Origin of the sequence: Streptomyces sp. DvalAA-43, from assembly GCF_900091725.1 — a bacterium.
Classification (GTDB): Bacteria; Actinomycetota; Actinomycetes; order Streptomycetales; family Streptomycetaceae; genus Streptomyces; species Streptomyces pulveraceus.
Window position 1 is genome coordinate 133,641 of sequence record NZ_FMBW01000030.1, and the last position, 25,131, is coordinate 158,771.

Below are 25,131 nucleotides of genomic sequence, written 5' to 3' on the forward strand. Positions count from 1 at the left end.
CCGAGGGCTCGGAGTGCCCAGAGGCCACCGCGTCGAGCCGGTCGCCAGGTCGTCGGCTCCGCCCCGCAGGACCGACCCGGCCCGCCCCCACCGGCCCCGGCGAATCAGGCCGCCGCCCCCTGCACCGGCAGCACCGCCGACACCCGGAAGCCACCCGCGTCCGTCGGGCCCGAGACGAAGACACCGCCGAGCCCCTGCACCCGCTCCCGCATGCCGACCAGGCCATTGCCACCGCTCGGCAGCCCCGCGTCCGCCGTGGCCGCGTCCGACGGACCGTTCTCCACCTGCATCGCGACCTCCGCGCCCCGGTGCGCCAGCCGCACCCAGGTCTTCGCACCCGCCGCGTGCTTGTGGACGTTCGTCAGAGCCTCCTGCACCACCCGGTACGCCGTCTGCTCGACCTCCGGCGGATACGCGCGCGCCTCACCGTCCACCGACAGCTCCACCGTCATCCCGGCCGCCCTGGACTCCCCCACCAGGGTCTCCACCTCGTCCAGCCGAGGCCCGTCCTCCGTCGCCGCGGCGGCCGCGGCGGCCGCCGCCCGACCGACCGAGGCCAGCGGCACCGAGGCCGGCCGGGCCGTCACCGGGTCCCCCGTCCGCAGCACCCCGAGCATCTCCCGCAACTCCGTCAGCGCCTGCCGGCCCATGTCACCGACCAACGCCGCGTTCCGCACCGCCTTCGCCGGATCCTTCGGCGCGACGGCCTGGAGCGCGGCGGCGTGCACCACCATCAGGCTGACCCGGTGGGCGACCACGTCATGCATCTCGCGGGCGATCCGGTGGCGCTCCTCCACACGCGCCCACTCCGCCCGCTCCTCCGCCCGGTCGGCGAGCAGCGACAACTCCTGCTCCAGCGAGTCCGCCCGCTCCCGCAGGCTCTCCATCAGCCGCCGCCGGGCCCCTATGTAGAGGCCGAACAGCACGGGCGGCGCGGTGAGCCCGAGCGACATGAAGAGGGAGATCAGCGGTACGTACCAGTCGCCCGGCCCGAAGTCGTCCTGCTGGGCGACGCTCTGCCGCAGCCGTACGTAGGTGACGATGAACGTCCCCGCGAAGGACATCCCCATCAGCACCGCGGTGATCCGCCGCGGCACATCGGAGGCGGCCAGCGTGTAGAGGCCGACCAGGCCCATCAGGAAGCCCATCTCGGCCGGCGTGGTCGCGATCGCCACCAGCACCACCGCGAGCGGCCAGCGCCGCCGCACCACCAGGACCGACCCCGCGAACAGCCCGAACAGCACACCCATCGGCACCGGCAACCCGGTGTCCCCGGCGAACTCCACCCCTTCCAGCGCGCACTCCAGCGCCGACAGGAGCCCGAGCCCCACATCCAGGGCGACACTGCGCCGCCGTTCCCACCACCAGTAGCCGCGGGTGGTCGAACCCGCCGCGTCCCGGTCTGCCCCCGTTGCGGTCATGCCGTCCACCCTACGGGCGGGCGCACCTGGTTTTCGGGCGACGGCAACACCATGTGCGTCCACCGAACGAAGGCGAAACGCCTACTTATCGCTTGAAATGGCGAATCGGGCAGGCTTTCGCACCGGACGTCCGTATTCCGGACGATGCTCGTCGCATGACGGAAATCACGAGCAAGTACGCCAACTTCGAAGACCTGCGCGAGCAGGCGATCGCGTTACGCCGGGAGGGCCTCAGCCTCCGGCAGATCCGCGACCGGCTGCACATCCACAACAACGACATCCTGGGCCGCCTCGTCCGAGGCGAGCCCGCCCCGGAGTGGACGAAGCGCCCACGCGCCAAGGACGACCTCCGGGAGAAGGCCCGGGACCTGCGCGGCCAGGGCATGACGTACGACCGGATCCAGGTGGAGCTGGGCCGCTCGAAGAGCTCGATCTCGCTGTGGGTGCGGGATCTGCCGAAGCCGGAACGCAAGCGGACACGGGAGGAAGCATCCGCCATCGCACGGCGCGGCTGGGAGCCCACGCTTCGGCGGCGCGACGAGGAGCGCCAGGAGACGAGGAGACGGGCACGGAGCGAGATCGACACCATGAGCGCGAACGAGTTGTTCCTGCTCGGCGTGGGCCTCTACTGGGCGGAGGGCTCCAAGTCCAAGCCCCACCGCACGCAGGAGCGGGTCTCGTTCGTCAACAGCGACCCGGACATGATCAAGGTCTTCCTCGCCCGGCTCCGCCTGCTGGGAGTGGGCGACGAGCGGCTCCGCTTTCACGTACACATCCACGAGACGGCCGATGTCGCGTCGGCGGAGCGGTTCTGGGCCACCCCGACGGGCGCCGATACGTCCGCATTCGGCAAGACGACGATCAAGAGGCACCCCCCCGAGGACCAACCGGAAGAACGTCGGGGAGGGCTACCGGGGTTGCCTGGTGGTGCGAGTTCTGAAAAGTGCTGACCTGTACCGTCGCATCGAGGGCTGGTGGTACGGCATAGTAGGGGCTGCCTCGATGCCCGATCGGCAAATTCGGACATGACGGACAATCTATCCCGGGTCGTCTAATGGCAGGACAAATGGTTTTGGTCCATTGAATGAGGGTTCGATTCCTTCCCCGGGAGCTCGATGACGGGCCCCGACCTCAGAGGTCGGGGCCCGCACCCATGCCCGCCCCATACCCCCCCGGTATCCTTCGGGTGTCCACCACCCGAAGCCGAAGGGCATTTCCGTGAGCTCCGAACGCCCGGCAGCCGTCGTCGTCCTCGCAGCGGGTGAGGGCACCCGCATGAAGTCGAAGACCCCCAAGGTTCTGCACGAGATCTCCGGGCGCTCGCTCGTCGGACATGTCGTCGCCGCCTCCCGCGAACTGGACCCCGAACACCTCGTCGTGGTCGTCGGCCACCGCAGCGAGCAGGTCACCGCACACCTCACCGCCGCCGACGACCGGCTGCGGACCGCCCACCAGGCGGAGCAGAAGGGCACCGGCCACGCCGTGCGCGTCGGTCTCGACGAGCTGGGGGGCGCCGTCGAGGGCACCGTGATCGTCGTCTGCGGCGACACCCCGCTGCTCTCCGGCGAGACGCTCCGCGCGCTCGCCGCCACCCACACGGCCGACGCCAACGCCGTCACCGTGCTGACCGCCGAGGTCCCGGACTCCACCGGCTACGGCCGCATCGTCCGCGACCCGGCCGACGGCGCGGTCACCGCGATCGTCGAGCACAAGGACGCCACCGACGCCCAGCGCGCGATCCGGGAGATCAACTCCGGGGTCTTCGCCTTCGACGGCCGGCTGCTCGCCGACGCCCTCGGCAAGGTCCGCACCGACAACAGCCAGGGCGAGGAGTACCTCACCGACGTCCTCTCCATCCTGGGCGAGGCCGGGCACCGGGTCGGCGCCTCGGTCGCCGTCGACCACCGCGAGATCCTCGGCATCAACAACCGGGTCCAGCTGGCCGAGGCCCGGCGGCTGCTGAACCAGCGGCTGCTGGAGCGGGCCATGATGGCCGGTGTGACCGTCGTGGACCCGGCGTCCACGGTGATCGACGCCACCGTCACCTACGAGCGGGACGCGCTCGTGCACCCGGGCACCCAGCTCCTCGGCACCACGCATCTCGGCGAGGACGCCGAGGTCGGCCCCAACACCCGGCTCACGGACACCGTCGTCCGGGCGGGCGCGCGGGTGGACAACACGGTCGCGGACCGGGCGGAGATCGGCGAGGGCGCCACGGTCGGCCCGTACGCCTATCTGCGGCCCGGCACCCGGCTGGGCACGAAGGCCAAGGCCGGTACGTACGTGGAGATGAAGAACGCCACGATCGGCGAGGGCACCAAGGTCCCGCACCTGAGCTACGTGGGCGACGCGACGATCGGCGACCACACCAACATCGGTGCGGCCAGCGTCTTCGTGAACTACGACGGCGTGGCCAAGCACCACACGACGATCGGCTCCCACTGCCGTACCGGGTCGGACAATATGTTTGTGGCGCCTGTCACGGTCGGGGACGGCGCCTACACCGCGGCCGGCTCGGTCATCACCAAGGACGTACCGCCCGGTTCGCTGGCCGTCGCCCGCGGCCAGCAAAGGAATATCGAGGGTTGGGTGGCCCGCAAGCGTCCGGGGAGCGGCGCCGCGCAGGCGGCCCAGGCCGCCGCATCGGAGCGCAACAGCGAAAGCTGACCGGAAACAGGTACGCCGAGCACGGCGTACCGTGATAGATGCTCACCCCATTTCGGCTGGCTCGTTGCGCATCGGGACAACATGCGCGCAGCGCCAGGAACACGTCTGAGGAGACTGTGCTGTGACCGGGATCAAGACGACCGGCGAGAAGAAACTGATGCTCTTCTCCGGCCGCGCCCACCCCGAGCTGGCCGAGGAGGTCGCGCACCAGTTGGGTGTCGGCCTCGTGCCGACGAAGGCCTTCGATTTCGCCAATGGTGAGATCTACGTCCGCTTCCAGGAGTCGGCCCGTGGCGCCGACTGCTTCCTGATCCAGAGCCACACCGCTCCGATCAACAAGTGGATCATGGAGCAGCTCATCATGCTGGACGCGCTGAAGCGCGCCTCGGCCCGTTCCATCACGGTGATCGTGCCGTTCTACGGCTATGCCCGTCAGGACAAGAAGCACCGCGGCCGTGAGCCGATCTCGGCCCGTCTGGTCGCCGATCTGATGAAGACGGCGGGTGCCGACCGCATCCTCACCGTCGATCTGCACACGGACCAGATCCAGGGCTTCTTCGACGGCCCGGTGGACCACCTCTTCGCGCTGCCGATCCTGGCCGACTACGTCGGTGCCAAGGTCGACCGTTCCAAGCTGACGATCGTCTCCCCGGACGCCGGCCGGGTGCGGGTCGCCGACCGCTGGTGCGACCGTCTGGACGCCCCGCTGGCCATCGTGCACAAGCGCCGTGACAAGGACGTCGCCAACCAGGTGACCGTCCACGAGGTCGTCGGCAATGTGAAGGGCCGGGTCTGTGTCCTGGTCGACGACATGATCGACACCGGTGGTACCATCTGTGCCGCCGCCGACGCCCTGTTCGCGCACGGCGCCGAGGACGTCATAGTGACGGCCACCCACGGTGTGCTGTCGGGTCCGGCCGCGGACCGGCTGAAGAACTCCAAGGTCAGCGAGTTCGTGTTCACGGACACCCTGCCGACCCCGGGCGAGCTGGAGCTCGACAAGATCACGGTGCTCTCGATCGCGCCGACGATCGCGCGCGCGGTGCGTGAGGTCTTCGAGGACGGTTCGGTCACGAGCCTCTTCGAGGAGCAGTAGGAGCAGCGGGAGTGGTGGTCGGAGCAGCGGCTCCGAAGATCCACTTTGGGGGCGGCCTCCCCGCCGGGTAGACTCAGTGAGTTGCTCGGCGAGGGAGGCCGTACTCATGTGTACGGCGGTCCGTTATCGACGCGCTCTTCGTAGCAGGCCTGTCGTGGGCCGGGTGACCATCCAAGTTTCGTCACCTTACGAGGAGTGCAGTCATGGCTGAGGTCAAGCTCGACGCCCAGGTCCGTACCGAGTTCGGCAAGGGTGCCGCCCGTCGCACCCGTCGCGCCAACCTGGTTCCCGCGGTCGTCTACGGCCACGGTGCCGAGCCGGTTCACGTCACCCTGCCGGGTCACGACCTGATGATGGCGCTCAAGACCGCCAACGTCCTGATCGGTCTGGAGATCGACGGCAAGGACGCGCTGGTCATCCCGAAGGCCGTGCAGCGCAACCCGCTGAAGGGCGACATCGAGCACGTCGACCTGCTGACCGTCAAGCGCGGCGAGAAGGTCAACGTCGAGATCGCCGTGCACGTCGAGGGCGACCTGGCCCCGGGCGGCAACCTGCTGGAGTACGTCCAGAACACCCTGCTGGTCGAGGCCGAGGCCACCCACATCCCGGAGTCGGTCACGGTCTCCGTCGCGGGCCTGGACGCCGGTGCGTCCGTTCTCGCCAAGGACATCCCGCTGCCCAAGGGCTCCGTGCTGGCCGGTGACGAGGACGCCGTCGTGCTCCAGGTCGTCGCCGCGCAGGCCGAGGAGCCGGCTGCCGAGGGTGCCGAGGGCGAGGGCGCCGAGGCCTGAGCCTCGTCGCACTGCTTCACCGCTTGACTGCTTCACTGCTTGACTGACGGGGCGGCGGTTCCTTGTTCGAGGACCGCCGCCCCGTTTCCCTGTCATCAGCTTCCCCGTCATCAGCTTCCCTGTAATCAGCGCAATCAGCCGTCGTACGCGAGGAGACCGAGCGCAGATGTCCGACGCCACCGAACCCTGGCTCATCGTGGGCCTCGGCAATCCCGGCCCCGAGTACGCGGCGAACCGGCACAACGTCGGCTTCATGGTGGCCGATCTCCTGGCCGAGCGGATCGGCGGGAAGTTCAAGCGGGCGCAGAAGGCGCAGGCGCAGGTCGTGGAGGGCCGTATGGGTCCGCCCGGACCGGCGAACCGGCGGGTGATCCTGGCCAAGCCGATGTCGTACATGAATCTCTCGGGCGGGCCGGTCACGGCGCTGCGCGACTTCTACAAGGTGCCGACGGACCACATCGTGGCGATCCACGACGAGCTGGACATCGACTTCGGGGCGCTGCGGCTGAAGCTGGGTGGCGGCGACAACGGTCACAACGGGCTGAAGTCGATGACCAAGTCGATGGGTCCGGACTATCACCGGGTGCGGTTCGGGATCGGGCGGCCGCCGGGGCGGATGCAGGTCGCGGACTTCGTGCTGAAGGACTTCTCGTCCACCGAGCGCAAGGAGCTCGCGTACCTGGTGGACCGGGCGGCGGATTCGGTGGAGTGCCTGCTGGCGGAGGGCCTGGAGCGCGCGCAGAGCGCGTACAACTCGTAGGCGCGGGGTGCGTACAAGTCGCAGGGCACGGTTGCGCGTACAACTCTGACATTCCTGCCGGTACCCCGGCGTTTTTCGGCCACGAGTTGACCGGTGGCCCCGGTCTGCCCAAGGATCGCTCCCCATGAAGCGGAGCTCCTCCCACCGCGCCCTGGTCTACGCCCGCAACGCCGCCATGGGCTGTGTTGTCCTGTTGCTGCTGGTGGCGGGTGTGCTGTCGTCCTGGAACGAGGCGCACCACATCATTCTGGCCAAGGGCCGTGAGCACGGCACGATGACGGTGACGGGGTGCGGCGCCGATGTCTGCACGGGGCCGTTCGCGCCGTCGGGGCAGGCGGTCGCGCGGTCGCGGGTGACGATCGACAGTTCCGTCGCGGCGCGCAGGGGTGACCGGTTCCCGGTGGTGGTGAAGCCGGGTACGGACGATGTGGTGCGGACCGGAACGCCGGGCTTTCTGCATGCCTGGGTGCCGCTGGGCGGTGCGCTGTTGCTGGCGGGGCTGGTGATCGGCGGGGGGCTGCGGATGTCGCGGACCGGCTGGTGCACCGGGCTCGCGGGTACGGCCCTGCTCGTGGCGACGTTCTTCGCGCTGTGAGCGGGGCCGTACCCGGTCCGGTGGGGGTCAGCCGGTGTTGCGCAGGCCCGCGGCGACGCCGTTGACGGTGAGCAGCAGGGCCCTGGCGAGCAGCGGGTCGGGTTCTTCGCCGCGTGCGGCGGCTTCGCGCTGGCGGGCCAGCAGCGAGACCTGGAGGTAGGAGATCGGGTCGAGGTAGGCGTCACGGATGGCGAAGGTCTGCTGGAGCACCGGGCTGGTGCCGAGCAGTTCGGTGGAGCCGGTGACCTTGAGGACTTCCTGGACGGTCAGCGCGTGCTCGGCCTCGATGGCGTCGAAGACGTGCTTCAGCTCGTCGGGGACGAGCGTGTCGACGTAGTGCCGGGCGATGCGCAGGTCGGTCTTGGCCAGGGTCATCTCGACGTTGGAGAGGAAGTTCCGGAAGAAGTGCCACTGCTCGTGCATCTCTTCCAGGACGGTGTCGAGACCGGCTTCGCGCAGGGCCTTGAGGCCGGAGCCGACGCCGTACCAGCCGGGGACGATCTGCCGGGACTGGGTCCAGCCGAACACCCACGGGATGGCCCGCAGGCCGTCGAGCGAGACGCCCGAGCCGGGGCGACGGGAGGGCCGCGAGCCCAGGTGCAGGTCGGCGAGCTGGTCCACCGGGGTGGAGGCGAGGAAGTACGCGGGCAGGTCGGGGTCTTCGACGAGCTTGCGGTAGGCGGCGTGGGCCGCGTCGGAGACGGTGTCCATCGCGGCGTCCCAGCGGGCGAGGGCTTCGTCGGACTGGCGGGGTGCGGTGTGGAGTGCGGAGGCCTGGAGGGTGGCGGCGACGGTCAGTTCCAGGTTCTCCCGGGCGAGTGCGGGGATGAGGTACTTGTCGGAGATGACCTCGCCCTGTTCGGTGACCTTGATCTCGCCCTCCAGGGTGCCCCAGGGCTGGGCGAGGATCGCGTCGTGCGAGGGGCCGCCGCCGCGGCCGACGGTGCCGCCGCGGCCGTGGAAGAGGCGCAGGCGTACGCCGTAGCGGTGGGCGACGTCGCGGAGGCGGCGCTGGGCGCGGTGGATCTCCCACTGGGAGGTGGTGATGCCGCCGAACTTGGAGGAGTCGGAGTAGCCGAGCATGACCTCCTGGACGTCGCCGCGGAGTGAGACGAGGCGGCGGTAGGAGGGGTCGGCGAGCATTTCGTCGAGGATGACGTCGGCGGCGCGCAGCTCGTCGGTGGTCTCCAGGAGCGGCACGATGCCGATCTTGGCCCAGCCGCCGTGCAGGTCGATCAGGCCGGCCTCGCGGGCGAGGACGGCGGCGGCGAAGACGTCGTCGGCACCCTGGCACATCGAGATGATGTAGGACTCGATGACTTCGGGGCCGAAGCGCTCGAAGGCTTCCTTGACGGTGTGGAAGACGCCGAGGGTCTTCTCGCCCGCGGCGTCGAGGGGGGCCGGGGTGGGGGCGAGCGGGCGGCGGGAGCGGAGTTCCTTGGCGAGGAGCTTCTGCCGGTAGTCGCGGGGCATGTCGGCGTAGCGCCAGGATTCCTCGCCGAGCCGGTCGAAGAGCTGGCCGAGGGCGTGGTGGTGGGCGTCGGCGTGTTCGCGGACGTCCATGGTGGCGAGCTGGAGGCCGAAGGCGGAGAGCGTACGGATGGTGCGGTCCATCCGGCCGTCTGCGAAGAGTCCGCCGCGGTGCTCGCGCAGTGAGGTCTGGATGAGTTCGAGGTCGGCGAGGAGTTCGGCGGTGCCGAGGTAGTCGCAGCCGGGGCGGTGCGGGGTGCCGGAGGCGAGGCGCTCCCGGGTGTTGACGAGCTTCTGCCGGATGCAGGTGGCCTTGAGGCGGTAGGGCTCCTCGGCGTTCAGCCGCTTGTAGCGCGGGCTGATCTCGGGGAGGCGTTCCAGGTCGGCCTGGAGGGAGGTCAGCAGCTCGTCGGTGGCGCCGGTGTAGCGGATGGAGTTGGAGAGGAGTCCGCGCAGGTTGTCGATGAGTTCGAGGGCGTCGGTGATGCCGTGCTCGTGCTGGAGGATCAGGACTTCCCAGGTGACGGCGGGGGTCACGTTGGGGTTGCCGTCGCGGTCGCCGCCGATCCAGGTGCCGAAGGTGAGGGGGCGGGTGCCCGCGGGGAGTTCGACGCCGACGCGTTCGAGTTCGGCGGCGAGGTCCTCCAGTACGTCGCCGACGGCGTTGGCGTGGAGTTCGTCGAGGTAGTAGATGGCGTTGCGGGCCTCGTCGGCCGGCTCGGGGCGGACGACGCGCAGTTCGTCGGTCTGCCAGATGAGGTCGATGTTCTCGGCGAGGCGGAGGTCCTGGCGGCGCCGGTCGGCGTCGACGACGGGGGTCTCCAGGAGTGCGGCGATGCGGCGGAGCTTGTTGAGTACGGAGCGCCGGGCGGCTTCGGTGGGGTGCGCGGTGAAGACGGGGCGGACGTTCAGGTTCTTGACGGTCTCGCGCAGGTGGTCGGGGTCGGCGTCCTTGAGCCGGTCGGCGGTGCGGGCGAGGAGGCCGCCCTCGGCGGCGCGCCGGTCGCGCATCTCGTGGGCGCGGTGGACCTGCTCGGTGACGTTGGCGAGGTGGAAGTAGGTGGAGAAGGCGCGCACGAGCTGTGCGGCGGTCTCCAGGTCCGTGTCGCCGAGGAGCTGGGCCGCGGCCTCGCCGTCGGTGCGGGTGAGGGCGCGGACCCGCTCGACGAGGTCGAGGAGTTCCTGGCCTTCCTGGCGTACGAGGGTCTCGCCCAGCAGGTCGCCGAGGCGGCGGATGTCGGCGCGCAGCTCGGGGCTGGCGGCGGGGGTCTGGTCGGCACTGCTCACGGTGTGCGGCTCCTTGCAGTGGTTGAGCACAGGGGTTCTCCGGGGCCGCGGCAGGCAGCGGCCACAGGGGTTCTCCGGGGGCCACGACAGGCAGCGGTGCTGGCGTCACCCCGGGAAGCAGAGTGCGGACCGCGCTGTCCGACCCCACCAGGATAGGTGTCCACTCCGTCGGCCCCACTGGCGGCCCGATCGGGTTTCCCCTTCGTGGGCGGCCCGTCGCGCTCTCGTGCGATGGGCCCGTGCGCTGCCATACTTACGTCGCCGTAGGTTACGGAACCGTAGCCAGAGCTATCCGTCGTATTCCTCATCCCCAGGGGACTCCCCATGAACACCCGCCCCTCCGTGATCGACGACGCCCAGCCACCGGCGGCCGACGGTCAGGTCCCTCCCTCCGCCACGCTCGGCGGGGACAACAAGCGGTCGATCGAGCAGGTCGCCCTTCTGCTGTTCATCGTGGTGCCGTTCGTGGCGCTGGTCGCGGCGGTGCCGCTGGCCTGGGGCCGTGGTGTGAGCTGGCTCGATCTGGGCCTGCTCGTGGCGATGTACTTCATCGGCTGCCATGGCATCACGATCGGTTTCCACCGCTATTTCACGCATGGTTCCTTCAAGGCGAAGCGCCCGCTCCGCATCGCCCTGGCCGTCGCGGGTTCGCTGGCCGTGGAGGGTCCACTGGTGCGCTGGGTGGCCGACCACCGCAAGCACCACCGGTTCTCCGACGCGGACGGCGACCCCCATTCGCCGTGGCGTTTCGGCGAGAGTCTGCCCGCGCTGATGAAGGGGCTGTGGTGGGCCCACATCGGATGGATGTTCGATGAGGAGCAGACCTCGCAGCAGAAGTACGCCCCCGATCTGATCAGGGACCCGGCGCTGCGCGCCGTCTCCCGCCACTTCATGACCCTCACGATCGTGTCGCTGGCGTTCCCGCCCCTGGTCGGGGGTCTGGTGACGATGTCGTGGTGGGGTGCGGCGACGGCCTTCTTCTGGGGCTCGCTGGTCCGGGTGGCCCTGCTGCACCATGTCACCTGGTCGATCAACTCGATCTGCCACGCGGTCGGCAAGCGGCCCTTCAAGTCGCGCGACCGGTCCGGGAACGTGTGGTGGCTCGCGGTCCTGTCCTGCGGCGAGTCCTGGCACAACCTGCACCACGCCGATCCGACGAGCGCCCGGCACGGCGTGATGCGCGGTCAGATCGATTCGAGCGCCCGGCTGATCCGCTGGTTCGAGAAACTGGGCTGGGCGCACGATGTGCGCTGGCCGGACGCCGCCCGGATCGAGTCCCGCCGGATCGACTCCCGGCGCGACCGCGAACGCGCCGACGCGGCATGATTGACGACGTGGCGACCGACTCCAGTACCAGCAGCGAGAAAAACCGTCCCTCCTCTTCCACCCGGCGTACCCGCCGGGTGCGGATGACCGGGAAGGAGCGCCGCGAGCAGTTGCTGGACATCGGCCGCACCCTCTTCGCCGACAAGGGTTTCGAGGGCACCTCGGTCGAGGAGATCGCGTCCCGTGCCGGTGTCTCCAAGCCGGTCGTGTACGAGCACTTCGGCGGCAAGGAGGGCCTGTACGCCGTCGTGGTCGACCGCGAGATGCGCCAGCTCCTGGACATGGTGACGAGCGCGCTGACCGCGGGCCACCCCCGCGAGCTGCTGGAGCAGGCGGCGTTCGCCCTGCTCGACTACATCGAGACGTACACGGACGGTTTCCGCATCCTGGTCCGCGACTCCCCCGTGGCCCAGTCGACCGGCACCTTCGCCTCCTTGATCAGCGACATCGCCACCCAGGTGGAGGACATCCTGGGCCTGGAGTTCAAGGCCCGCGGCTTCGACCCGAAGCTGGCCCCGCTGTACGCGCAGGCGCTGGTCGGCATGGTCGCCCTGACCGGCCAGTGGTGGGTCAACGCCCGCAAGCCGAAGAAGTCCGAGGTCGCCGCGCATCTGGTGAACCTGGCCTGGCACGGCCTGGAGAACCTGGAGGCGAAGCCGAGACTGATCGGGCACCGGAAGAGCTGAGCGGGGGGTTGGTCACCCGTTCGGCCGGATCAGCCCGAATCGGGCAGATGGAGCGAGGCTCCCAGGTCACGCGCCGAGGTGGGTGAGGCCGGTGGGGTCGTTGGCGCCGCCGACGAAGCCTCGGGTGCCGAAGGCTGTCGACTGGGTGGCGCGGAGTTTGACCGAAGGGCAGCTGCTCGCGGCGGGTCAGAGCGCGGGCCCGACCGTGATGGCCGCCATGCGCGACAACAAGGCTTGCGAACGCATCTGGGCCAACCGGGCAACGATCTCGGGCAAAGCAACAAAGAAGGTCGTCACCATTCTTCGCAGCCTCTGAGCGAGGGCCGCTACTGACCTCTCACCCCTGCAACCCGCACCTGTCGGTTTGGGAGCCCACCCGCCCCCAAACCGAACCGGTGGATCCAGGATCAGGTACCAGATCCCGAGTCGATGCCCATCAGAATGAGTCCGGCTGCGATGATCACGGCGCTCAGCGAGGCCCCCGTCTTCTGGCGTCTTGTCCAGATATTCCAGTCGCGTCGTCCCCGCGTTGAGACGATCAGGCCGAGTCCACCTATAACCATCACGGACACTCCCACATACCCCATATGACCTCTCTCAATATCTATTGGCCACTACTGAACTTGAATGTGTGATGTCGGCCTGATCGTGTCAGCTGGTCAAGGTCAGGCCGGTGCCCACGAGGCAGCCGTCGATCAGGTGTCGAGTACATCGACGGCTTCTATAACCCCCGCCGCATCCAGAAACGGCTCGGCTACTTCAGCCCCATCGAGTTCGAGGAGAAGCATTACGCCGACCAGGCAGCGACCGAACCAGTGAACCTGAAACCGCGTCAACCCGCCCTGATCAGCCAGCCAGCCACTCCCGCGCAGCGGGGGAACCTCACCTACAACCTCCCCCGCGCCACCGGAAAGCTCGCCCCCACCTTCCACGCGCGGGCCCGCCCCGCCACCAACGCGGCCACCGCCCGCAACCGCAGGGCCTCCTGCGCCGACGGCGACAGATGCCGCACGTCCCCCACCAGGTCACTCACACCCGTGCAACGACCCAGAACCCAAACCGTTTCGGATCAATAGCCCGCTGCTTCGCGTAGTAGTCGTTGATCAGGTAGCCGCTGGTGTTCTGACGGTACGCGGCGTAGAGGAACTGGGATTCCGGGTCCTTCTTGGGTGTCTGGTGCCAGACCCACTCGCTGCCCTTCAGGGTGTAGCCGGCGTTCATGCCGCGGTCCCGTGCCCAGGCGTCGTCGTTGTACGAGGCACCGCCGGCCGGGCCGTCGGGGCGGAGGCCGTCGGGGTCGGACTTGGTGAGGGGGTTGTTGTGGGCGTAGCTGTAGGCGTTCATCTGCGCCGGGTCGTTGACGTCGATGACGGGGTCGGTGGAGAGGAAGCGGCCGAGGGTGGGGTCGTATTCGCGCGCGCCGAGGTGGGTGAGGCCGGTGGGGTCGTTGGTGCCGCCGACGAAGCCTCGGGTTCCGAAGGCTGTCGACTGGGGGGTGCGGAGCTGTCCGAAGGGGAGCTGCTTGCGGCGGGTGAGGGCGAGCGTTCCGACCGTGATGGCGGTCATCGCAGTGCCCTGGTGGTCGCTGATGAGGTACGAGGTGGTCGCACCGGTGCGGACGGCCACGGTTTCGCCGTTGTGCGTGTAGTAACGGGTGCCGGTCTTGGTGCCGTTGGCGGCGACGGTGAGTTCATTGCCCTGGGGCAGGGTGAGGGTGCTGGAGCCGTCGGCGTTCTTGGCGATGAGCCGGTTGCCGTCGGCGTCGTATACGTAGCTGCTGGTCTTGCCGGCCTCGGTGAGGGTCGCGAGGTGGCCCTCGGCGTCCCACTTCAGGTCCTGGACGTCTGAGCCGGTGGTTCGCTTGGTGGTGTTGCCGTTGTTGTCGTACTCGAAGGTGGTGGTACGGCCGTTGTCGGGGCCGCCGGTGACCTTGGTCTGCTGGACTGCGTGGGGGCGCTTGGCTCCGGGAGCGGGCTGGGTGTAGTCGGTCGTGACGTCCGTGCCGGAAGTGGTGGTGGCGTGGTCGGTCTGGTTGGTGCGGTTGCCGAGCTTGTCGTAGCCGTAGCTCTGCCAGTACGCGTCGGGGCCTCCGACCGTGGCCGCGCTCGGACCGGTGGGGGCACAGTCGGCCTTTGCTGTCCAGGCCTCGGTGAGTCGGCCCAGCGGGTCGGTGGTGAAGCACTGGGTGTCCACGGACCTCTGAGCGTCCTGGCCACTGGCGGTGGTGACTCCGGTGACGTTGCCGGCCGGGTCGTACGCGTAGGTGGCGTCGTCCACGCGTTTCGGCGCCAGATCACGGTCGATGGTCTGCTGCACCACCCGTCCCGTGTGCTCGTCGTACACCAGTGACTTGGAAGCCTTCTTGCCGAGGGTGGCGCCGTACTCCAGACGGGAAGGGCGGTTGAACACGTCGTACAGGGTGTTGCTGACCAGGGCCCCGTTCTGTCCGCCGGTACGGAAGGGCTGGTCGTCACTGTTGTAGTTGGTGATGACCTGTTCCGAAGGAACGTTGCCGACAGCAGGGTTGAGCGTCCAGAGCAGGGCACCCGTCTCGGCCTTGTAGCCGTACGTCCAGGTGTACGTGCCGGCAGTGCTGCCGGCCTGGGACGGAACAGTGACCGTGGTGGAGGTCGGCTGGTAGCGGTCGTTGAACTCGTCGGTCGCCGTGGTGTAGGCGGCACCGTCGACGTAGCGCGTACTGCTGGTCAACTGGCCCTTGGCGAGGGTGTCGTAGCTCCAGGAGGCAAGCACGGTGTCAGCCTGCTTGACCTTCGTCTTGCGTCCCAGCTCGTCGTACTCCGTGGTCAGAGTGATCTCGCGGGCATCGGTAACAGCGGTCGCCCTGCCCAGCTTGTCGTACTCGGTGCGCGTGATCCCGGCGTCGGGGTCGTCGACGACCGTCTTCTGGCCGCGGCTGTCGAACGTGTAGCGCCAGGTGTTGCCGTCCGGGTCGGTGACGGTGGAGGGCTCGTCGTACTTGCCGTAGCCGTACGTGGTGCTCTGCGAGGTGGTACGCGCTGCGTCGGTGTACTGGAGCAGTTCGGTGGTCCGGCCGCGGGCGTCGGTCACGGTGGTCGTGGCCGTGCCGCCCTGCGGCGGGATGACTGTGGTGCGGTCGCCTCCGTACACCGTGGTGGTGCGCCACTGCTCGTCGCCGAACTTGACGGACAGTGCGTCGGTGACCCGGCCTGTGCCGTCGTAGAGGTTCCGGATGGCGGTGGGGACGGTGTTGACGATGGCAGTCGCCAGCTTCGCCTCGGGCAGCCCGTTGGCGTAGTAGGGGGCGTACGTCTGCCAGGCCCAACCGCGGTTGTCGTACATGGTCTCGGTCATGATCCGGTTCTGGGTGCCGGTGGCCGGGGCCTGCGTCTGGCGCTCGCGCAGGAGTCTGTCGTACAGGCTGTAGGTGGTGCGGTAGGTACCGTTCTGCTTCAGCGTCTTCGTGGTGACGGCGTTGTCTGCTGTCTTGGAGATGGTGTAGCTGTATTCGGCCGACGGTTTGTCCGCGTGGTCCTTCTTGGCCCAGCCGGGCTGCCATACCTTGAGCAGTCTGCCGAGTCCGTCGTACACGGCGTCGTGGCGGAAGTCGAGTGACTCGCCACTGAGCTCGCCGCGCTCGGGCACGGTGCGGTGAAGGTCGGCCGGCCGCTCGACAGAGAAGGGGGTCTCCGAGAGTTCGACATCATGGGCGAACGCGGATTCATCAGCTTTCTCGCCGTCCCGCGCCACGAGTGCGTCTACGTCTGCGACGTCGCCTGGTACGGCTGAGCGCCGCTGCTCGTCAGGCGACCCGCTCCAGGAACTCCAGCCGGTTCCCCACCGGGTCGTGGCTGTAGAAGCGCCGGTGCCCCGGCAGGTCGCCGTCCCAGCGCACCTCGGCGCCCCGCTCCGCCAGTCGGGCCGCGTACGCCTCGATGCCGGTGACGAGCAGCCCGGGGTGGGCCTTCTTCGCCGGGCGGAAGTCCTGCTCGATGCCGAGGTGGAGCTGGACCGGGCCCGCCTGGAACCAGCAGCCGCCTCGGGCGGCGAGTACCGGGGGCTTGGGGATCTCCGTCATGCCGAGGATGTCGGCGTAGTAGGCGCGCAGGGCGTCCTCGGAGCCCTCCGGGGCGGCGAGCTGTACGTGGTCGAGGGCGACGATCATCACTTCTCCTTGCGGGCCGCGGCGAAGATGCGGCGGAACGGGAAGACGGTGCCGTGCGGGCCCGTGGGGTAGGCGGTGCGGAGCAGGTCGCGGTATTCGGTGAGGAAGGCGTCGCGGGCCTCGGGGTCGTCGGCCAGCGCGGTCAGGACGGGGCGCAGGCCGGTGCCCTTCACCCAGTCGAGGACCGGGTCCTGGCCGGGCAGGAGGTGCAGGTAGGTGGTCTCCCAGACGTCCGCCGTGATGCCGGGGGCGGTCAGCGCGTCGAGGTAGGCGGTGGGGGTGAGTACCGCGTCCGCGTGGCGCAGCTCGCCGGCCAGGCGGTCGCGCCAGCGCGGGGAGCCGGCGAGTTCCCGCATCAGTACGTGGCTGGGCTGGTCGAAGTTGCCGGGGACCTGGAAGGCGAAGGTGCCGCCGGGGGCGATCGCGTCCAGCCAGTCCGGGAAGCGGGCGGTGTGGCCGGGGACCCACTGGAGCAGGGCGTTGGAGACGATCAGGTCGTGCGGTTCGGCGGGGGTCCAGGTCGTGGCGTCGGCCTCGGCGAAGTCGAGGTGGGGGCCGGTGTGGGCGCGGGCCCGTTCGAGCATCTGCGGGGAGTTGTCGTAGCCGGTGATCCGGGCCCCGGGCCAGCGGTCGGCGAGCAGCACGGTGACGTTGCCCGCGCCGCAGCCGAGGTCGGCGATGCGGGGTGCGGGGGTGGCCGGGAGGTCGGGGATGCGGGCGAGGAGGTCGAGGAAGGGGCGGGTGCGGTGGTCGGCGTGGCGCAGGTACTGCTGCGGGTCCCAGGTGGGTGAGGTCATGGGTTCAGGATCACGTCCGATGTATCTTGATGTCAAGACACTTGAATTCAAGAGACTTCATGTCGACAGACCCTCTACACTGATCCACATGGAGGACGAGGTCGACCGACTGGTCGCTGCATGGCGCCGCGAGCGCCCCGACCTCGACGTGGAACCACTCGAGGTGCTCAGCCGCGTCTCCCGCCTGGCCCGTCATCTGGACCGGGCCCGGCGGATCGCCTTTTCCGAGCACAATCTGGAGCCGTGGGAGTTCGACGTGCTGACGTCGCTGCGTCGCGCCGGTGCTCCCTATCAGCTCTCCCCCGGGCAGCTCCTCACCCAGACGCTGGTCACCTCCGGCACGATGACCAACCGGATCGACCGGCTGACCAAGAAGAACCTCGTCGAGCGGCTCCCCGACCCCAGCGACCGCCGCGGCGTCCTCGTCCGGCTCACCGCCGAGGGGCGGGACAAGGCCGACCAGTCGCTGGCCGGGCTGCTCGCCCAGGAGCGCGCCATCCTGAGCAAGCTCTCCACCCAGCAGCGGGGCGAACTGGCCGGGCTGCTACGCCAGTTGACCGCCCCGTTCGACAACATTCCCGGCTAGGGCCGCCTGTCCGGCGGGAGCCTGGTCGGCCGGGCCGATGCCCGCCCGGCGGGCCAGGGCGACCGCGGCCAGGGTGGAGTGCACGCCCAGTTTCCCCAGCACGTTCTGCATATGGGTACGGACCGTGTGCGGGGAGAGGAAGAGCCGTTCGGCCACCGCCTTGCGGCCCAGGCCCGCCACCATGCAGCGCAGCACCTCGCGTTCGCGCGGGGTCAGTGCCTCGACCAGCCGCTCGCTCTCGGTGCGGTGTCTGCGGGCCGCCGTCAGCTCCCGCAGTACGCCAGTGAGCAGGGCCGGGGGCAGATGTGTCTCGTCCCGCAGCACTCCGCGGATGACCGCGAGGAGCCGTTGGAGCGAGCAGTCCTTGGCGACCCAGCCAGAAGCCCCGGCCTGTAGTGCCAGCGCGGCCCGGCGCGGGTCGTCCCTCTCGGCGAGCACCACGGTGCGCACGGACGGCCGGTCCGAACGGACCCCGGCCACCAGGGAGATGCCGTCCACCGGGGTGTTCTCCCCGTCGGCGGGGACCGGGACCGGCGCCCGGCGGTCCCCCGCCGCGCCCGGGATGCCCAGCTCGGCGTCGACCAGCATCACGTCGTAGCCGCGCCCCTCGGCGGCGGCCCGCTCCAGGCACCGCAGGGCGGCGGGGCCGCTGCCCGCCGCCGCCACGTCGACGTCCGGCTCGGCCGCCAGTGCCGCTGCGAGCGACTCGGCGAAAATACGGTGGTCGTCCACCACGAGAACCCGGATACGAACCACAGGCACCCCCATGCCGCATCTGTTCCTGGGCCACCCCCGGCCCGCCGAAGGGACAGATCAGTGCGGGTACGGCGCCCGGACCGGGGAGTTGGACCGCAGTCCACGACCGCCGTCGTGTGCCGACCGCAACCCGCCCCGGGCGCCGTACCCGACTGTCTCGTACCCCTGAATCAGCACCGGCCCCCACCGGTGCTGTGCATCAGGGTACGGCCGACGGGCCGGGTGGGAAGGCGATTCGCAGAACTGGCCGGCTCCGGCCGCCCCCAGGTGTGGTGTGTGTTCCGTCCTGCGACAGAAGGGGGGACCGGGGCTGGGCCCACGGGGTTCAGGCGAGGCGGCGGGCACCCGCCGAGGGCACGGCCGGGAAGATCCTCGGCGTCGCGTGCCCCGCCGAGGCGAACGCCTTCAGCACGGCCTCGGAAACCTCGTCCGCGCGCTCCTCCTCCACCAGCACGATCGCCGAGCCGCCGAAGCCGCCGCCGGTCATCCGCGCCCCGAGCGCCCCGGCCTCGCAGGCCGCCGACACCACCAGGTCCAGCTCCGGGCAGGAGACCCGCAGATCGTCGCGGAGCGAGACATGCCCGGCGACGAGCACCGGGCCCGCGGAGCGCACCTCGCCCGCGTCGAGCAGCGCGATGACCTGCTCCACCCGCTCGTTGTCGCTGACCACATGGCGTACGTAGCGCACCACGGACTCGTCCACGTCGGCCGCGGCCAGGGTGTCCAGGGCCGCGCCGAGGCCCTCGTACGGCACCTCGCGCAGCGTCCGTACGCCGAGCGCCGCCGCGCCCGCCTCGCAGCCGGCCCGCCGCTCGGCGTACGCGCCGTCGCCGAGCGCGTGCTTGACCTGGGTGTCGACCACCAGCAGCCGCAGTCCGCCCGAAGCCAGGTCGAAGGGGATCTGGCGCCGGGTGAGGTCGCGGGTGTCGAGGTGGAGGGCGTGGCCCTCGGTGCAGCAGGCGGAGGCCATCTGGTCCATGACCCCGCACGGCACGCCCACGAAGTCGTTCTCGGCGCGGCGGCCGAGCACCGCCAGTTCCGGTGCGGTCAGCCCGAGTCCGAAGAGGTCGTTCAGGGCGAGCGCGGTGACGACTTCCAGCGCGGCGGAGGAGGACAGGCCCGCCCCGGTGGGGACCGTGGAGGTCAGCTGGATGTCCGCCCCGGTGACCGGGTGGCCGGCCTCGCGCAGCGCCCAGACGACTCCGGCCGGGTAGGCCGCCCAGCCGTGCCCCTGGTGCGGGGCCAGCTCGTCGATCCGGAGCTGGACGACGCCGCCGGGTACGTCGGTCGAGTGGAGCCGCAGTTCGCCGTCGGTGCGGCGGGCGACGGCCGCGCGTGCGGTGTGCGGCAGGGCGAGCGGCATCACGAAGCCGTCGTTGAAGTCGGTGTACTCGCCGATCAGGTTGACCCGGCCGGGGGCCGCCCAGATCCCTTCGGGCGCCTGCCCGTACAGCTCGGTGAAGGAGGCGGTCAGCTCACGGTTCCCGCCGGTGAGGGAGGGGTTCGGCTCGCTGGTTCCGGTGGGGGAAGTGGTCGGCTCGCTGGTCTCGGTCATGGGGCGGTGGGCTCCTCTCGGCGGGCGAACGTCCAGGCGTCGGCGACGATTCCGGTCAGGTCGGCGCGGGACGGCGACCAGCCGAGCCGCTCCCCGGCGGTGGCGGCGGAGGCGACCAGCACGGCGGGGTCACCGGCGCGGCGGGGGGCCGTGGTCTCGGGGACGGGGTGGCCGGTGACCTGGCGGACGGTCTCGATGACCTCGCGCACCGAGAAGCCGTTGCCGTTGCCGAGGTTGCAGATCAGGTGCTCGCCCGCGGTGGCCGCGTCCAGGGCCAGCAGGTGGGCCTCGGCGAGGTCGGCGACGTGGATGTAGTCGCGGACGCAGGTGCCGTCGGGGGTGGGGTAGTCGTCGCCGTAGACGGAGATCGACTCGCGCTGCCCGAGGGCGACCTGGAGGACCAGCGGGATGAGGTGCGATTCGGGGTGGTGCCGCTCCCCGTAACTGCCGTACGCCCCGGCCACGTTGAAGTAGCGCAGGGAGACCGCGGCCAGTCCGTGTGCGGCCGCCTCGCCGGTGATCATGTGGTCGACGGCGAGCTTGGTGGCACCGTAGGGGTTGGTGGGCGCGGTCGCGTCGGACTCGGTGATGGGGGTGGTGGCCGGTTCGCCGTAGGTGGCGGCGGTGGAGGAGAAGACCAGGGTGCGCACCCCGGCGTCGCGCATCGCGGCGAGCAGTGCGAGGGAGCCGCCGACGTTGTTCACCCAGTACTTCTCCGGGTCCGTGACGGACTCGCCGACCTGGGAGTACGCGGCGAAGTGCAGCACCCCGTCGTAGGAGGCGTCGAGCCATTTCGCCGCGTCCTGGATGCGGCCCTCGATGAACTCGGCCCCGGCCGGGACGCCCTCCCGGAACCCGGTCGAGAGGTCGTCGAGAACGGTGACCGCGTGCCCGGCCTCCAGCAGGTGCTGGGCGACCACGCTGCCGACATATCCCGCGCCGCCCGTGACCAGGTACTTCTTCTGGGGCTTGCTCACTCGCTCGCTACCTCTCGCAGTCGCTGGGCCGCGGCCTCCGGCGGCACATCGTTGATGAACACGTTCATGCCGGATTCGGAACCCGCGAGGAACTTCAGCTTGCCGGAGGTACGTCGGATGGTGAAAAGCTCCAGATGGAGCCCGAAGTCCTCCCGTCCGGGGACACCGAACGGGGCCTGGTGCCAGGCCGAGATGTACGGGGTCGGCGGCTCGCCGGGGCCGAAGATCCGGTCGAATCGCCTCAAGAGTTCCAGATAAACCTGTGGGAACTCCGTGCGCGCGGCCTCGTCGAGTTCCCGCAGGTCGGGGACGCGGCGGCGGGGGTGGAGGTGGACCTCGTACGGCCAGTGCGCGGCGTAGGGCACGAAGGCGACCCAGTGTTCGGCGTCGATGACGATCCGGGAGCCGTCCGCCACCTCGCGGGCCACCACGTCGTCGAAGAGGTTGCCGCCGGTTTCGGCGCGGTGGGCCGCCATGGAGCGGAGCATCAGCTCGGTGCGCGGGGTGACGAAGGGGTACGCGTAGATCTGGCCGTGCGGGTGGCCGAGCGTGACGCCGATCTCGGCGCCCCGGTTCTCGAAGCAGAACACCTGCTTGACCTGCGGGAGTTCGGCGAGTTCGGCGGTGCGGTCGGTCCAGGCCTCCAGGACCAGGGCGGCCTGCTCCTCGGTGAGGTCGGCGAAGGACGCCTCGTGGTCGGAGGTGAAGCAGACGACCTCGCAGCGGCCGGAGCCACCGGCGAGCGAGGGGAAGCGGTTCTCGAAGACGGCGACGTCGTAGTCGGCCTCGGGGATCTCGCTCTGCCGGCCGTCCCGCGAGGGGCAGAGCGGGCACTCGTCGGCCGGCGGGTGGTAGATGCGGCCCTGGCGGTGCGAGGCGATGGCGACGCTGTCGCCGAGGAAGGGGTCACGGCGGATCTCGGACGAGGTCGAGACGGCGTCGAGGGGGCGCCGGTCGACGGCGTCCCGTACGGCGTCGTCGCGGCTGTCGTAGTAGAGCAGCTCCCGGCCGTCGGCGAGCGTCGTAACCGTCTTCTTCACCAGGTTCCTCCAAACATAACCGAACACAATGAACCACAAGTCAACAAGGGCGTCAATGAGCGGGCCCCGCCGGGCGTGCGGGGGCCGACGCGCGCGCTGCCGCGGTCCGGCGTGAGGTGTTCGTGTCCGGCGCCTGGTGTCCGGTGGTGCGCGCGGGACGAAGGGGTGGCGGCGGTGCGGCTCAGCCGTCCAGCAGGCCCGCGTGAGCCAGCAGCCCCGTACGGGCCGCGAGTGCCGCGGCCTCCAGGCGGGAGCCGACGCCCAGCTTCATCAGTACCCGCTGCACATGGGTGCGCGCGGTGCTCGGCGCGATCCGCATCCCGGCCGCGATCAGCCGGGTGTCCTCCCCCTCGGCGACCCGCACCAGGACCTCGACCTCGCGCGGGGTGAGCATCCGCAGCAGCCGCTGCCCCTCGTCGTCCGGTGCCGCGGTGGGGTGGAGCAGTTCGGCGAAGGCACCCTGGAGGAGTTGCGGCGCCACCACCGCCTCTCCGGCGCGCGCCTTGGCCATCGCCCGTTCGACGCCCTCCATGCGCTCGTCGTGGCGGACGTATCCCGCGGCCCCGGCCGCGAAGGCCGCCGCGATCCCGCGCGGACTGGGCACCGGTCCGAGTACCACGACGGCCACCTGCGGGCGCTCGCGGCGGATCCGTACGATCGGGTCGAAGGTGCCGGGTTCGGCGGGTGCCGCGGTGCCGAACAGGCAGACCTCCGGGGCCCTGCTGACCACCAGCTCCGCCGCGCCCGAGGTCGGCGCGGCGGCCGCGAGGACGCGGTGGCCCCGCAGCTTCAGCGCCGAGGCGAGTGCCTCGGCGAGCAGTCTGTGATCATCGACCACCATGAGCCGCACACCCATCGGACACACCCCCGTAGCACCGGCACACCGGGCCCCCCGGCTTTCCTGACCCGGCAAGCTACACGCTTGTTCGACGCCGGGGGCGCCTTACTGGCCAAAAGGCTCTGGAACGCCGAATCGGCGTGCTTTCAGGACCGGTTGATGGTGCGTCATGTCCGAGTGATCACCGTTGTGAGCTGTCCGCCGACCGTTGCGGACCGCTTCCCGGGGTTCATGCGCCCGAGGGCCGTCCTCCGGTCCCGGACATGCGCGCGGGGGTGGTGTCCGTCGGCCGGACACCACCCCCGCGCGCATGCGGCCTTGTGCTCAGTCCCGGCTGAAGCTGACCACCAGGCGGCGGCTCGTGTCCAGCGAGCCGCTCGGCTTGCTGACCATCGTGCTGGACAGGTACAGGTGCCCGTCGCCGTAGCGGAACTCGGTGTAGTCCGGCGTGAAGCTGGTCTCCGCGTCCCGGATGGACTCGTCGCTCGGGTTCTCCATCAGCACCGTCTGCTTGAACGTGGCGCCGTCGATGGAGACGACCTGGCCGCCCTTGTCGTACGGGGGGACCCGGTAGGCGATGATGTTGCCGCCGTCCATGCGGATCGGGAACATCGTGTAGCGGTCGCCCGCGTCGGCCCGGTCGCTGGTCGGCTTGCCGGTGGTGAGGTCGAAGGAGACGATCTCGTTGGTGTCGCCGTAGTCGCCGGAGCCCTCGTGGTCCTCGGTCGGCACGTAGATCCGGTTGTTGCCGACGGCCAGCTGGCTGCAGCTCTCGACCTCGGTGGAGGCGCAGCGCGCGGCGTACTTCTCGCCGTCCGCCGCGATCCGGGTGAGCAGCTTGCCGGTGGAGGCGTCGATGGAGAAGAAGTCGGAGATGCCGCTGCCGTCACCGGCGGTGTCGCCGACGTCGGCCGCGACCACCAGGGGCTTGGTGGAGACGATGCTCGCGTAGTCGACACCGGGCGGCATCTTGTACGAGGAGATCGGGGCTCCGGAGGTGGGGTTCAGTGCCTGGATGACGAGCTGCGGGTCGTCGTACGTACCGCACTTGCGGACCACCGCGAGCGCTTCGCCGCCGCCGTATCCCCTGTCGTAGCAGCCGTCGGTGGTGGCCTTGGGCTTCCAGCGCTCGGCGCCGGTGTTGAGGTCGAAGGCGGCGCCGCCCTCGGTTCCGCCCGCGGCGACCGTGGTGCCGCTGACCGTGACCTCGTCGAACCTGACCGGGGCGTCACCGCTGGTGGCGGCGGTCACGGACTTGCTCCAGAGCAGCTTGCCGGTCTTCAGGTCGAGCGCGCCGATCTGGTTGCACGGCGGGTACTTGGTCGCCTTGGACGGCTTGCTCTGCTGGAAGGCGATGGCGGTGCGGTAGTCCTTGGACATGTGCCGCGAGGCGGCGCAGACCTGGCCCGCCAGCGGGATGGACCACAGCTTGGTGCCCTTGGCCGGGTCGTAGGCGACGACCTCGTTCAGGCCGGTCTTCACGTACGCCTTGTCGGTCAGCCAGGAGCCGTCGACCTTGGTGACGTCGGTGACCTTCGGCAGCGGCAGCTGGAAGGCGACCGTGGACTTGGGGTCGTCGGGCGCCTTCTCCGTGCCGGCGCCGTCGGGGGCGGTGCCGCCCTTGTTCTCGCCGCCCTTGCCCTCGGTGGAGCCGCTGGACTGCGACGCCTTGTCCTTCTTGTCGTCGTCACCGCTGCCGGAGGAGTACCAGATGCCGCCCGCGACGATCAGCACGACGGCGACCGAGGCGGCGACGATGATCTGCATCTGGGTGGAGAGCTTCTTGCCGCCGTTCCCGTTCTGCTGCGGCGGCTGGGGCGGCTGCTGCATCGGCGTGGTCGGGTAGCCGTACCCCTGGAGCGGCGGCTGGCCGGGCGGCAGGCCCTGCGGGACGCCGTACCCCTGCTGCGGCTGACCGGGCACGGGTGCCTGCGGGTAGCCGTAGCCGGGCTGCGGCGGCTGGCCCTGCGGGTAGCCGTAGCCGTAGCCGGGCTGCGGGGGCTGCCCCTGCGGATAGCCGTAGCCGGGGCCCGGCTGCTGCGGGGCCCCGGCGGGCGGCTGGGCGTCGGCGGGCGGCGGGGTCGGGGCACCGAATCCACCGGCCGGCGGGGTGGCCGGCTGCTTGCCGAACGGGTCGGCGGGCGGTGGGGTCGGGGCGCCGAATCCACCCGGCGGAGGATCCTGAGGGGCACCGAATCCGCCCTGGGGCGGTTCGTTGGGCGGCTGGGGCGGCTGCGTCATGGCGTACGTACCTCTGGGGAAAGGGAGTCGGTGGGACGGAACCGGCGGCGGTCGGTCGTGCTCCGGCCGCCGCCGGCAGTGAGCCGTGGGGCTTTGAC

General features: G+C 70.2%; 21 protein-coding genes, 1 tRNA gene and 1 pseudogene. 12 read left to right on the top strand and 11 right to left on the bottom strand.

What is annotated here, in order from left to right; genetic code table 11:
- Window positions 1–104 precede the first annotated feature (104 nt).
- Window positions 105–1,421, bottom strand: a complete 1,317-nt coding sequence (locus GA0115234_RS06605; RefSeq protein ID WP_093540143.1) for a sensor histidine kinase — start codon at window positions 1,419–1,421, stop codon at window positions 105–107.
- Window positions 1,422–1,576: 155 nt separating this feature from the next.
- Here GA0115234_RS06605 and GA0115234_RS06610 point away from each other — a divergent pair.
- The 7 genes and pseudogenes from GA0115234_RS06610 to GA0115234_RS06640 all read left to right on the top strand — a co-directional run bounded on the left by GA0115234_RS06610 (window position 1,577) and on the right by GA0115234_RS06640 (window position 7,330).
- A pseudogene (locus tag GA0115234_RS06610) lies at window positions 1,577–2,450 on the top strand (hypothetical protein).
- An 11-nt stretch (window positions 2,451–2,461) separates the two neighbouring features.
- A tRNA-Gln gene (locus GA0115234_RS06615) sits at window positions 2,462–2,532 on the top strand.
- Between the two features lie 107 nt (window positions 2,533–2,639).
- Window positions 2,640–4,088 (top strand): bifunctional UDP-N-acetylglucosamine diphosphorylase/glucosamine-1-phosphate N-acetyltransferase GlmU, encoded by a 1,449-nt coding sequence (gene glmU / locus GA0115234_RS06620; protein ID WP_093539909.1) that lies wholly within the window; start codon window positions 2,640–2,642, stop codon window positions 4,086–4,088.
- 121 nt (window positions 4,089–4,209) lie between these two features.
- The gene (locus GA0115234_RS06625) at window positions 4,210–5,184 is read left to right on the top strand and encodes a ribose-phosphate diphosphokinase (RefSeq protein WP_030976866.1); all 975 of its coding nucleotides are present in this window, start codon (window positions 4,210–4,212) and stop codon (window positions 5,182–5,184) included.
- A 203-nt stretch (window positions 5,185–5,387) separates the two neighbouring features.
- Window positions 5,388–5,975, top strand: coding sequence for a 50S ribosomal protein L25/general stress protein Ctc (locus GA0115234_RS06630; RefSeq protein WP_093539910.1), 588 nt, complete (start codon window positions 5,388–5,390; stop codon window positions 5,973–5,975).
- 166 nt (window positions 5,976–6,141) lie between these two features.
- Entirely contained in the window at window positions 6,142–6,735 is a 594-nt protein-coding gene (pth, locus tag GA0115234_RS06635) for an aminoacyl-tRNA hydrolase (RefSeq protein WP_093539911.1), read from the top strand.
- A gap of 124 nt (window positions 6,736–6,859) precedes the next feature.
- Complete coding sequence (locus GA0115234_RS06640; RefSeq protein ID WP_093539912.1) at window positions 6,860–7,330, top strand: hypothetical protein; 471 nt, start codon at window positions 6,860–6,862, stop codon at window positions 7,328–7,330.
- Window positions 7,331–7,357: 27 nt separating this feature from the next.
- On the opposite strand, the gene ppc is transcribed toward GA0115234_RS06640, so the two are convergent.
- Window positions 7,358–10,087 (bottom strand): phosphoenolpyruvate carboxylase, encoded by a 2,730-nt coding sequence (ppc, locus tag GA0115234_RS06645; protein ID WP_093540144.1) that lies wholly within the window; start codon window positions 10,085–10,087, stop codon window positions 7,358–7,360.
- A gap of 324 nt (window positions 10,088–10,411) precedes the next feature.
- On the opposite strand from ppc, the gene GA0115234_RS06650 reads away from it, so the two are divergent.
- The 3 genes from GA0115234_RS06650 to GA0115234_RS41795 all read left to right on the top strand — a co-directional run bounded on the left by GA0115234_RS06650 (window position 10,412) and on the right by GA0115234_RS41795 (window position 12,415).
- Window positions 10,412–11,413, top strand: coding sequence for an acyl-CoA desaturase (locus tag GA0115234_RS06650; protein ID WP_093539913.1), 1,002 nt, complete (start codon window positions 10,412–10,414; stop codon window positions 11,411–11,413).
- A complete protein-coding gene (locus GA0115234_RS06655) occupies window positions 11,410–12,099 on the top strand; it encodes a TetR/AcrR family transcriptional regulator (protein WP_093539914.1) in 690 nt (229 codons plus the stop codon). The genes GA0115234_RS06650 and GA0115234_RS06655 overlap by 4 nt, the downstream gene beginning before the upstream one ends.
- A 124-nt stretch (window positions 12,100–12,223) precedes the next feature.
- Window positions 12,224–12,415, top strand: a complete 192-nt coding sequence (locus GA0115234_RS41795; RefSeq protein ID WP_141718403.1) for a hypothetical protein — start codon at window positions 12,224–12,226, stop codon at window positions 12,413–12,415.
- A gap of 713 nt (window positions 12,416–13,128) precedes the next feature.
- Here the strand turns inward: GA0115234_RS41795 and GA0115234_RS06660 are convergent.
- Window positions 13,129–15,723: an RHS repeat-associated core domain-containing protein gene (locus GA0115234_RS06660; RefSeq protein ID WP_256088652.1), complete on the bottom strand. Its 2,595-nt coding sequence runs from the start codon at window positions 15,721–15,723 to the stop codon at window positions 13,129–13,131.
- A gap of 6 nt (window positions 15,724–15,729) precedes the next feature.
- Between GA0115234_RS06660 and GA0115234_RS43250 the strand changes: the two genes are divergently transcribed.
- A complete protein-coding gene (locus GA0115234_RS43250; protein WP_237541118.1) occupies window positions 15,730–15,867 on the top strand; it encodes a hypothetical protein in 138 nt (45 codons plus the stop codon).
- Window positions 15,868–15,880: 13 nt separating this feature from the next.
- Here the strand turns inward: GA0115234_RS43250 and GA0115234_RS06665 are convergent, their stop codons facing one another.
- Both GA0115234_RS06665 and GA0115234_RS06670 read right to left on the bottom strand, forming a co-directional pair.
- Window positions 15,881–16,243, bottom strand: coding sequence for a VOC family protein (locus GA0115234_RS06665; RefSeq protein WP_093539916.1), 363 nt, complete (start codon window positions 16,241–16,243; stop codon window positions 15,881–15,883).
- Complete coding sequence (locus GA0115234_RS06670) at window positions 16,243–17,040, bottom strand: trans-aconitate 2-methyltransferase (protein ID WP_093539917.1); 798 nt, start codon at window positions 17,038–17,040, stop codon at window positions 16,243–16,245. Before GA0115234_RS06670 ends, GA0115234_RS06665 begins: the two co-directional genes overlap by 1 nt.
- An 88-nt stretch (window positions 17,041–17,128) precedes the next feature.
- Here GA0115234_RS06670 and GA0115234_RS06675 point away from each other — a divergent pair, with 88 nt between their 5' ends.
- Window positions 17,129–17,626: a MarR family winged helix-turn-helix transcriptional regulator gene (locus GA0115234_RS06675; protein ID WP_093539918.1), complete on the top strand. Its 498-nt coding sequence runs from the start codon at window positions 17,129–17,131 to the stop codon at window positions 17,624–17,626.
- Here GA0115234_RS06675 and GA0115234_RS06680 read toward each other — a convergent pair.
- From GA0115234_RS06680 to GA0115234_RS06705, 6 genes are all read right to left on the bottom strand, one after another.
- Complete coding sequence (locus GA0115234_RS06680; RefSeq protein ID WP_176729091.1) at window positions 17,585–18,394, bottom strand: LuxR C-terminal-related transcriptional regulator; 810 nt, start codon at window positions 18,392–18,394, stop codon at window positions 17,585–17,587. The genes GA0115234_RS06675 and GA0115234_RS06680 overlap by 42 nt on opposite strands.
- A gap of 313 nt (window positions 18,395–18,707) precedes the next feature.
- On the bottom strand, window positions 18,708–19,937 hold the full coding sequence (gene galK / locus GA0115234_RS06685; protein WP_093539919.1) for a galactokinase: 1,230 nt from the start codon (window positions 19,935–19,937) through the stop codon (window positions 18,708–18,710).
- Window positions 19,934–20,914 (bottom strand): UDP-glucose 4-epimerase GalE, encoded by a 981-nt coding sequence (galE, locus tag GA0115234_RS06690; protein ID WP_093539920.1) that lies wholly within the window; start codon window positions 20,912–20,914, stop codon window positions 19,934–19,936. Before galE ends, galK begins: the two co-directional genes overlap by 4 nt.
- Complete coding sequence (galT, locus tag GA0115234_RS06695) at window positions 20,911–21,954, bottom strand: galactose-1-phosphate uridylyltransferase (protein ID WP_093539921.1); 1,044 nt, start codon at window positions 21,952–21,954, stop codon at window positions 20,911–20,913. The genes galE and galT overlap by 4 nt, the downstream gene beginning before the upstream one ends.
- Window positions 21,955–22,135: 181 nt before the next feature.
- Entirely contained in the window at window positions 22,136–22,810 is a 675-nt protein-coding gene (locus tag GA0115234_RS06700; RefSeq protein ID WP_093540146.1) for a helix-turn-helix transcriptional regulator, read from the bottom strand.
- A gap of 306 nt (window positions 22,811–23,116) precedes the next feature.
- A complete protein-coding gene (locus GA0115234_RS06705; RefSeq protein WP_093539922.1) occupies window positions 23,117–25,033 on the bottom strand; it encodes an outer membrane protein assembly factor BamB family protein in 1,917 nt (638 codons plus the stop codon).
- Window positions 25,034–25,131 lie beyond the last annotated feature (98 nt).

Excerpts from the sequence above, each read along its gene's own strand:
- GA0115234_RS06670 (WP_093539917.1), bottom strand. The coding sequence starts at position 17,040 with ATGACCTCACCCACCTGGGACCCGCAGCAGTACCTGCGCCACGCCGAC.
- GA0115234_RS06680 (WP_176729091.1), bottom strand. The coding sequence starts at position 18,394 with ATGGGGGTGCCTGTGGTTCGTATCCGGGTTCTCGTGGTGGACGACCAC.
- GA0115234_RS06665 (WP_093539916.1), bottom strand. The coding sequence starts at position 16,243 with ATGATCGTCGCCCTCGACCACGTACAGCTCGCCGCCCCGGAGGGCTCC.
- GA0115234_RS06650 (WP_093539913.1), top strand. The coding sequence starts at position 10,412 with ATGAACACCCGCCCCTCCGTGATCGACGACGCCCAGCCACCGGCGGCC.
- GA0115234_RS06655 (WP_093539914.1), top strand. The coding sequence starts at position 11,410 with ATGATTGACGACGTGGCGACCGACTCCAGTACCAGCAGCGAGAAAAAC.
- pth (WP_093539911.1), top strand. The coding sequence starts at position 6,142 with ATGTCCGACGCCACCGAACCCTGGCTCATCGTGGGCCTCGGCAATCCC.
- GA0115234_RS06630 (WP_093539910.1), top strand. The coding sequence starts at position 5,388 with ATGGCTGAGGTCAAGCTCGACGCCCAGGTCCGTACCGAGTTCGGCAAG.
- GA0115234_RS06675 (WP_093539918.1), top strand. The coding sequence starts at position 17,129 with ATGGAGGACGAGGTCGACCGACTGGTCGCTGCATGGCGCCGCGAGCGC.
- GA0115234_RS06705 (WP_093539922.1), bottom strand. The coding sequence starts at position 25,033 with ATGACGCAGCCGCCCCAGCCGCCCAACGAACCGCCCCAGGGCGGATTC.
- GA0115234_RS06640 (WP_093539912.1), top strand. The coding sequence starts at position 6,860 with ATGAAGCGGAGCTCCTCCCACCGCGCCCTGGTCTACGCCCGCAACGCC.
- galK (WP_093539919.1), bottom strand. The coding sequence starts at position 19,937 with ATGACCGAGACCAGCGAGCCGACCACTTCCCCCACCGGAACCAGCGAG.
- GA0115234_RS06700 (WP_093540146.1), bottom strand. The coding sequence starts at position 22,810 with ATGGGTGTGCGGCTCATGGTGGTCGATGATCACAGACTGCTCGCCGAG.
- GA0115234_RS06605 (WP_093540143.1), bottom strand. The coding sequence starts at position 1,421 with ATGACCGCAACGGGGGCAGACCGGGACGCGGCGGGTTCGACCACCCGC.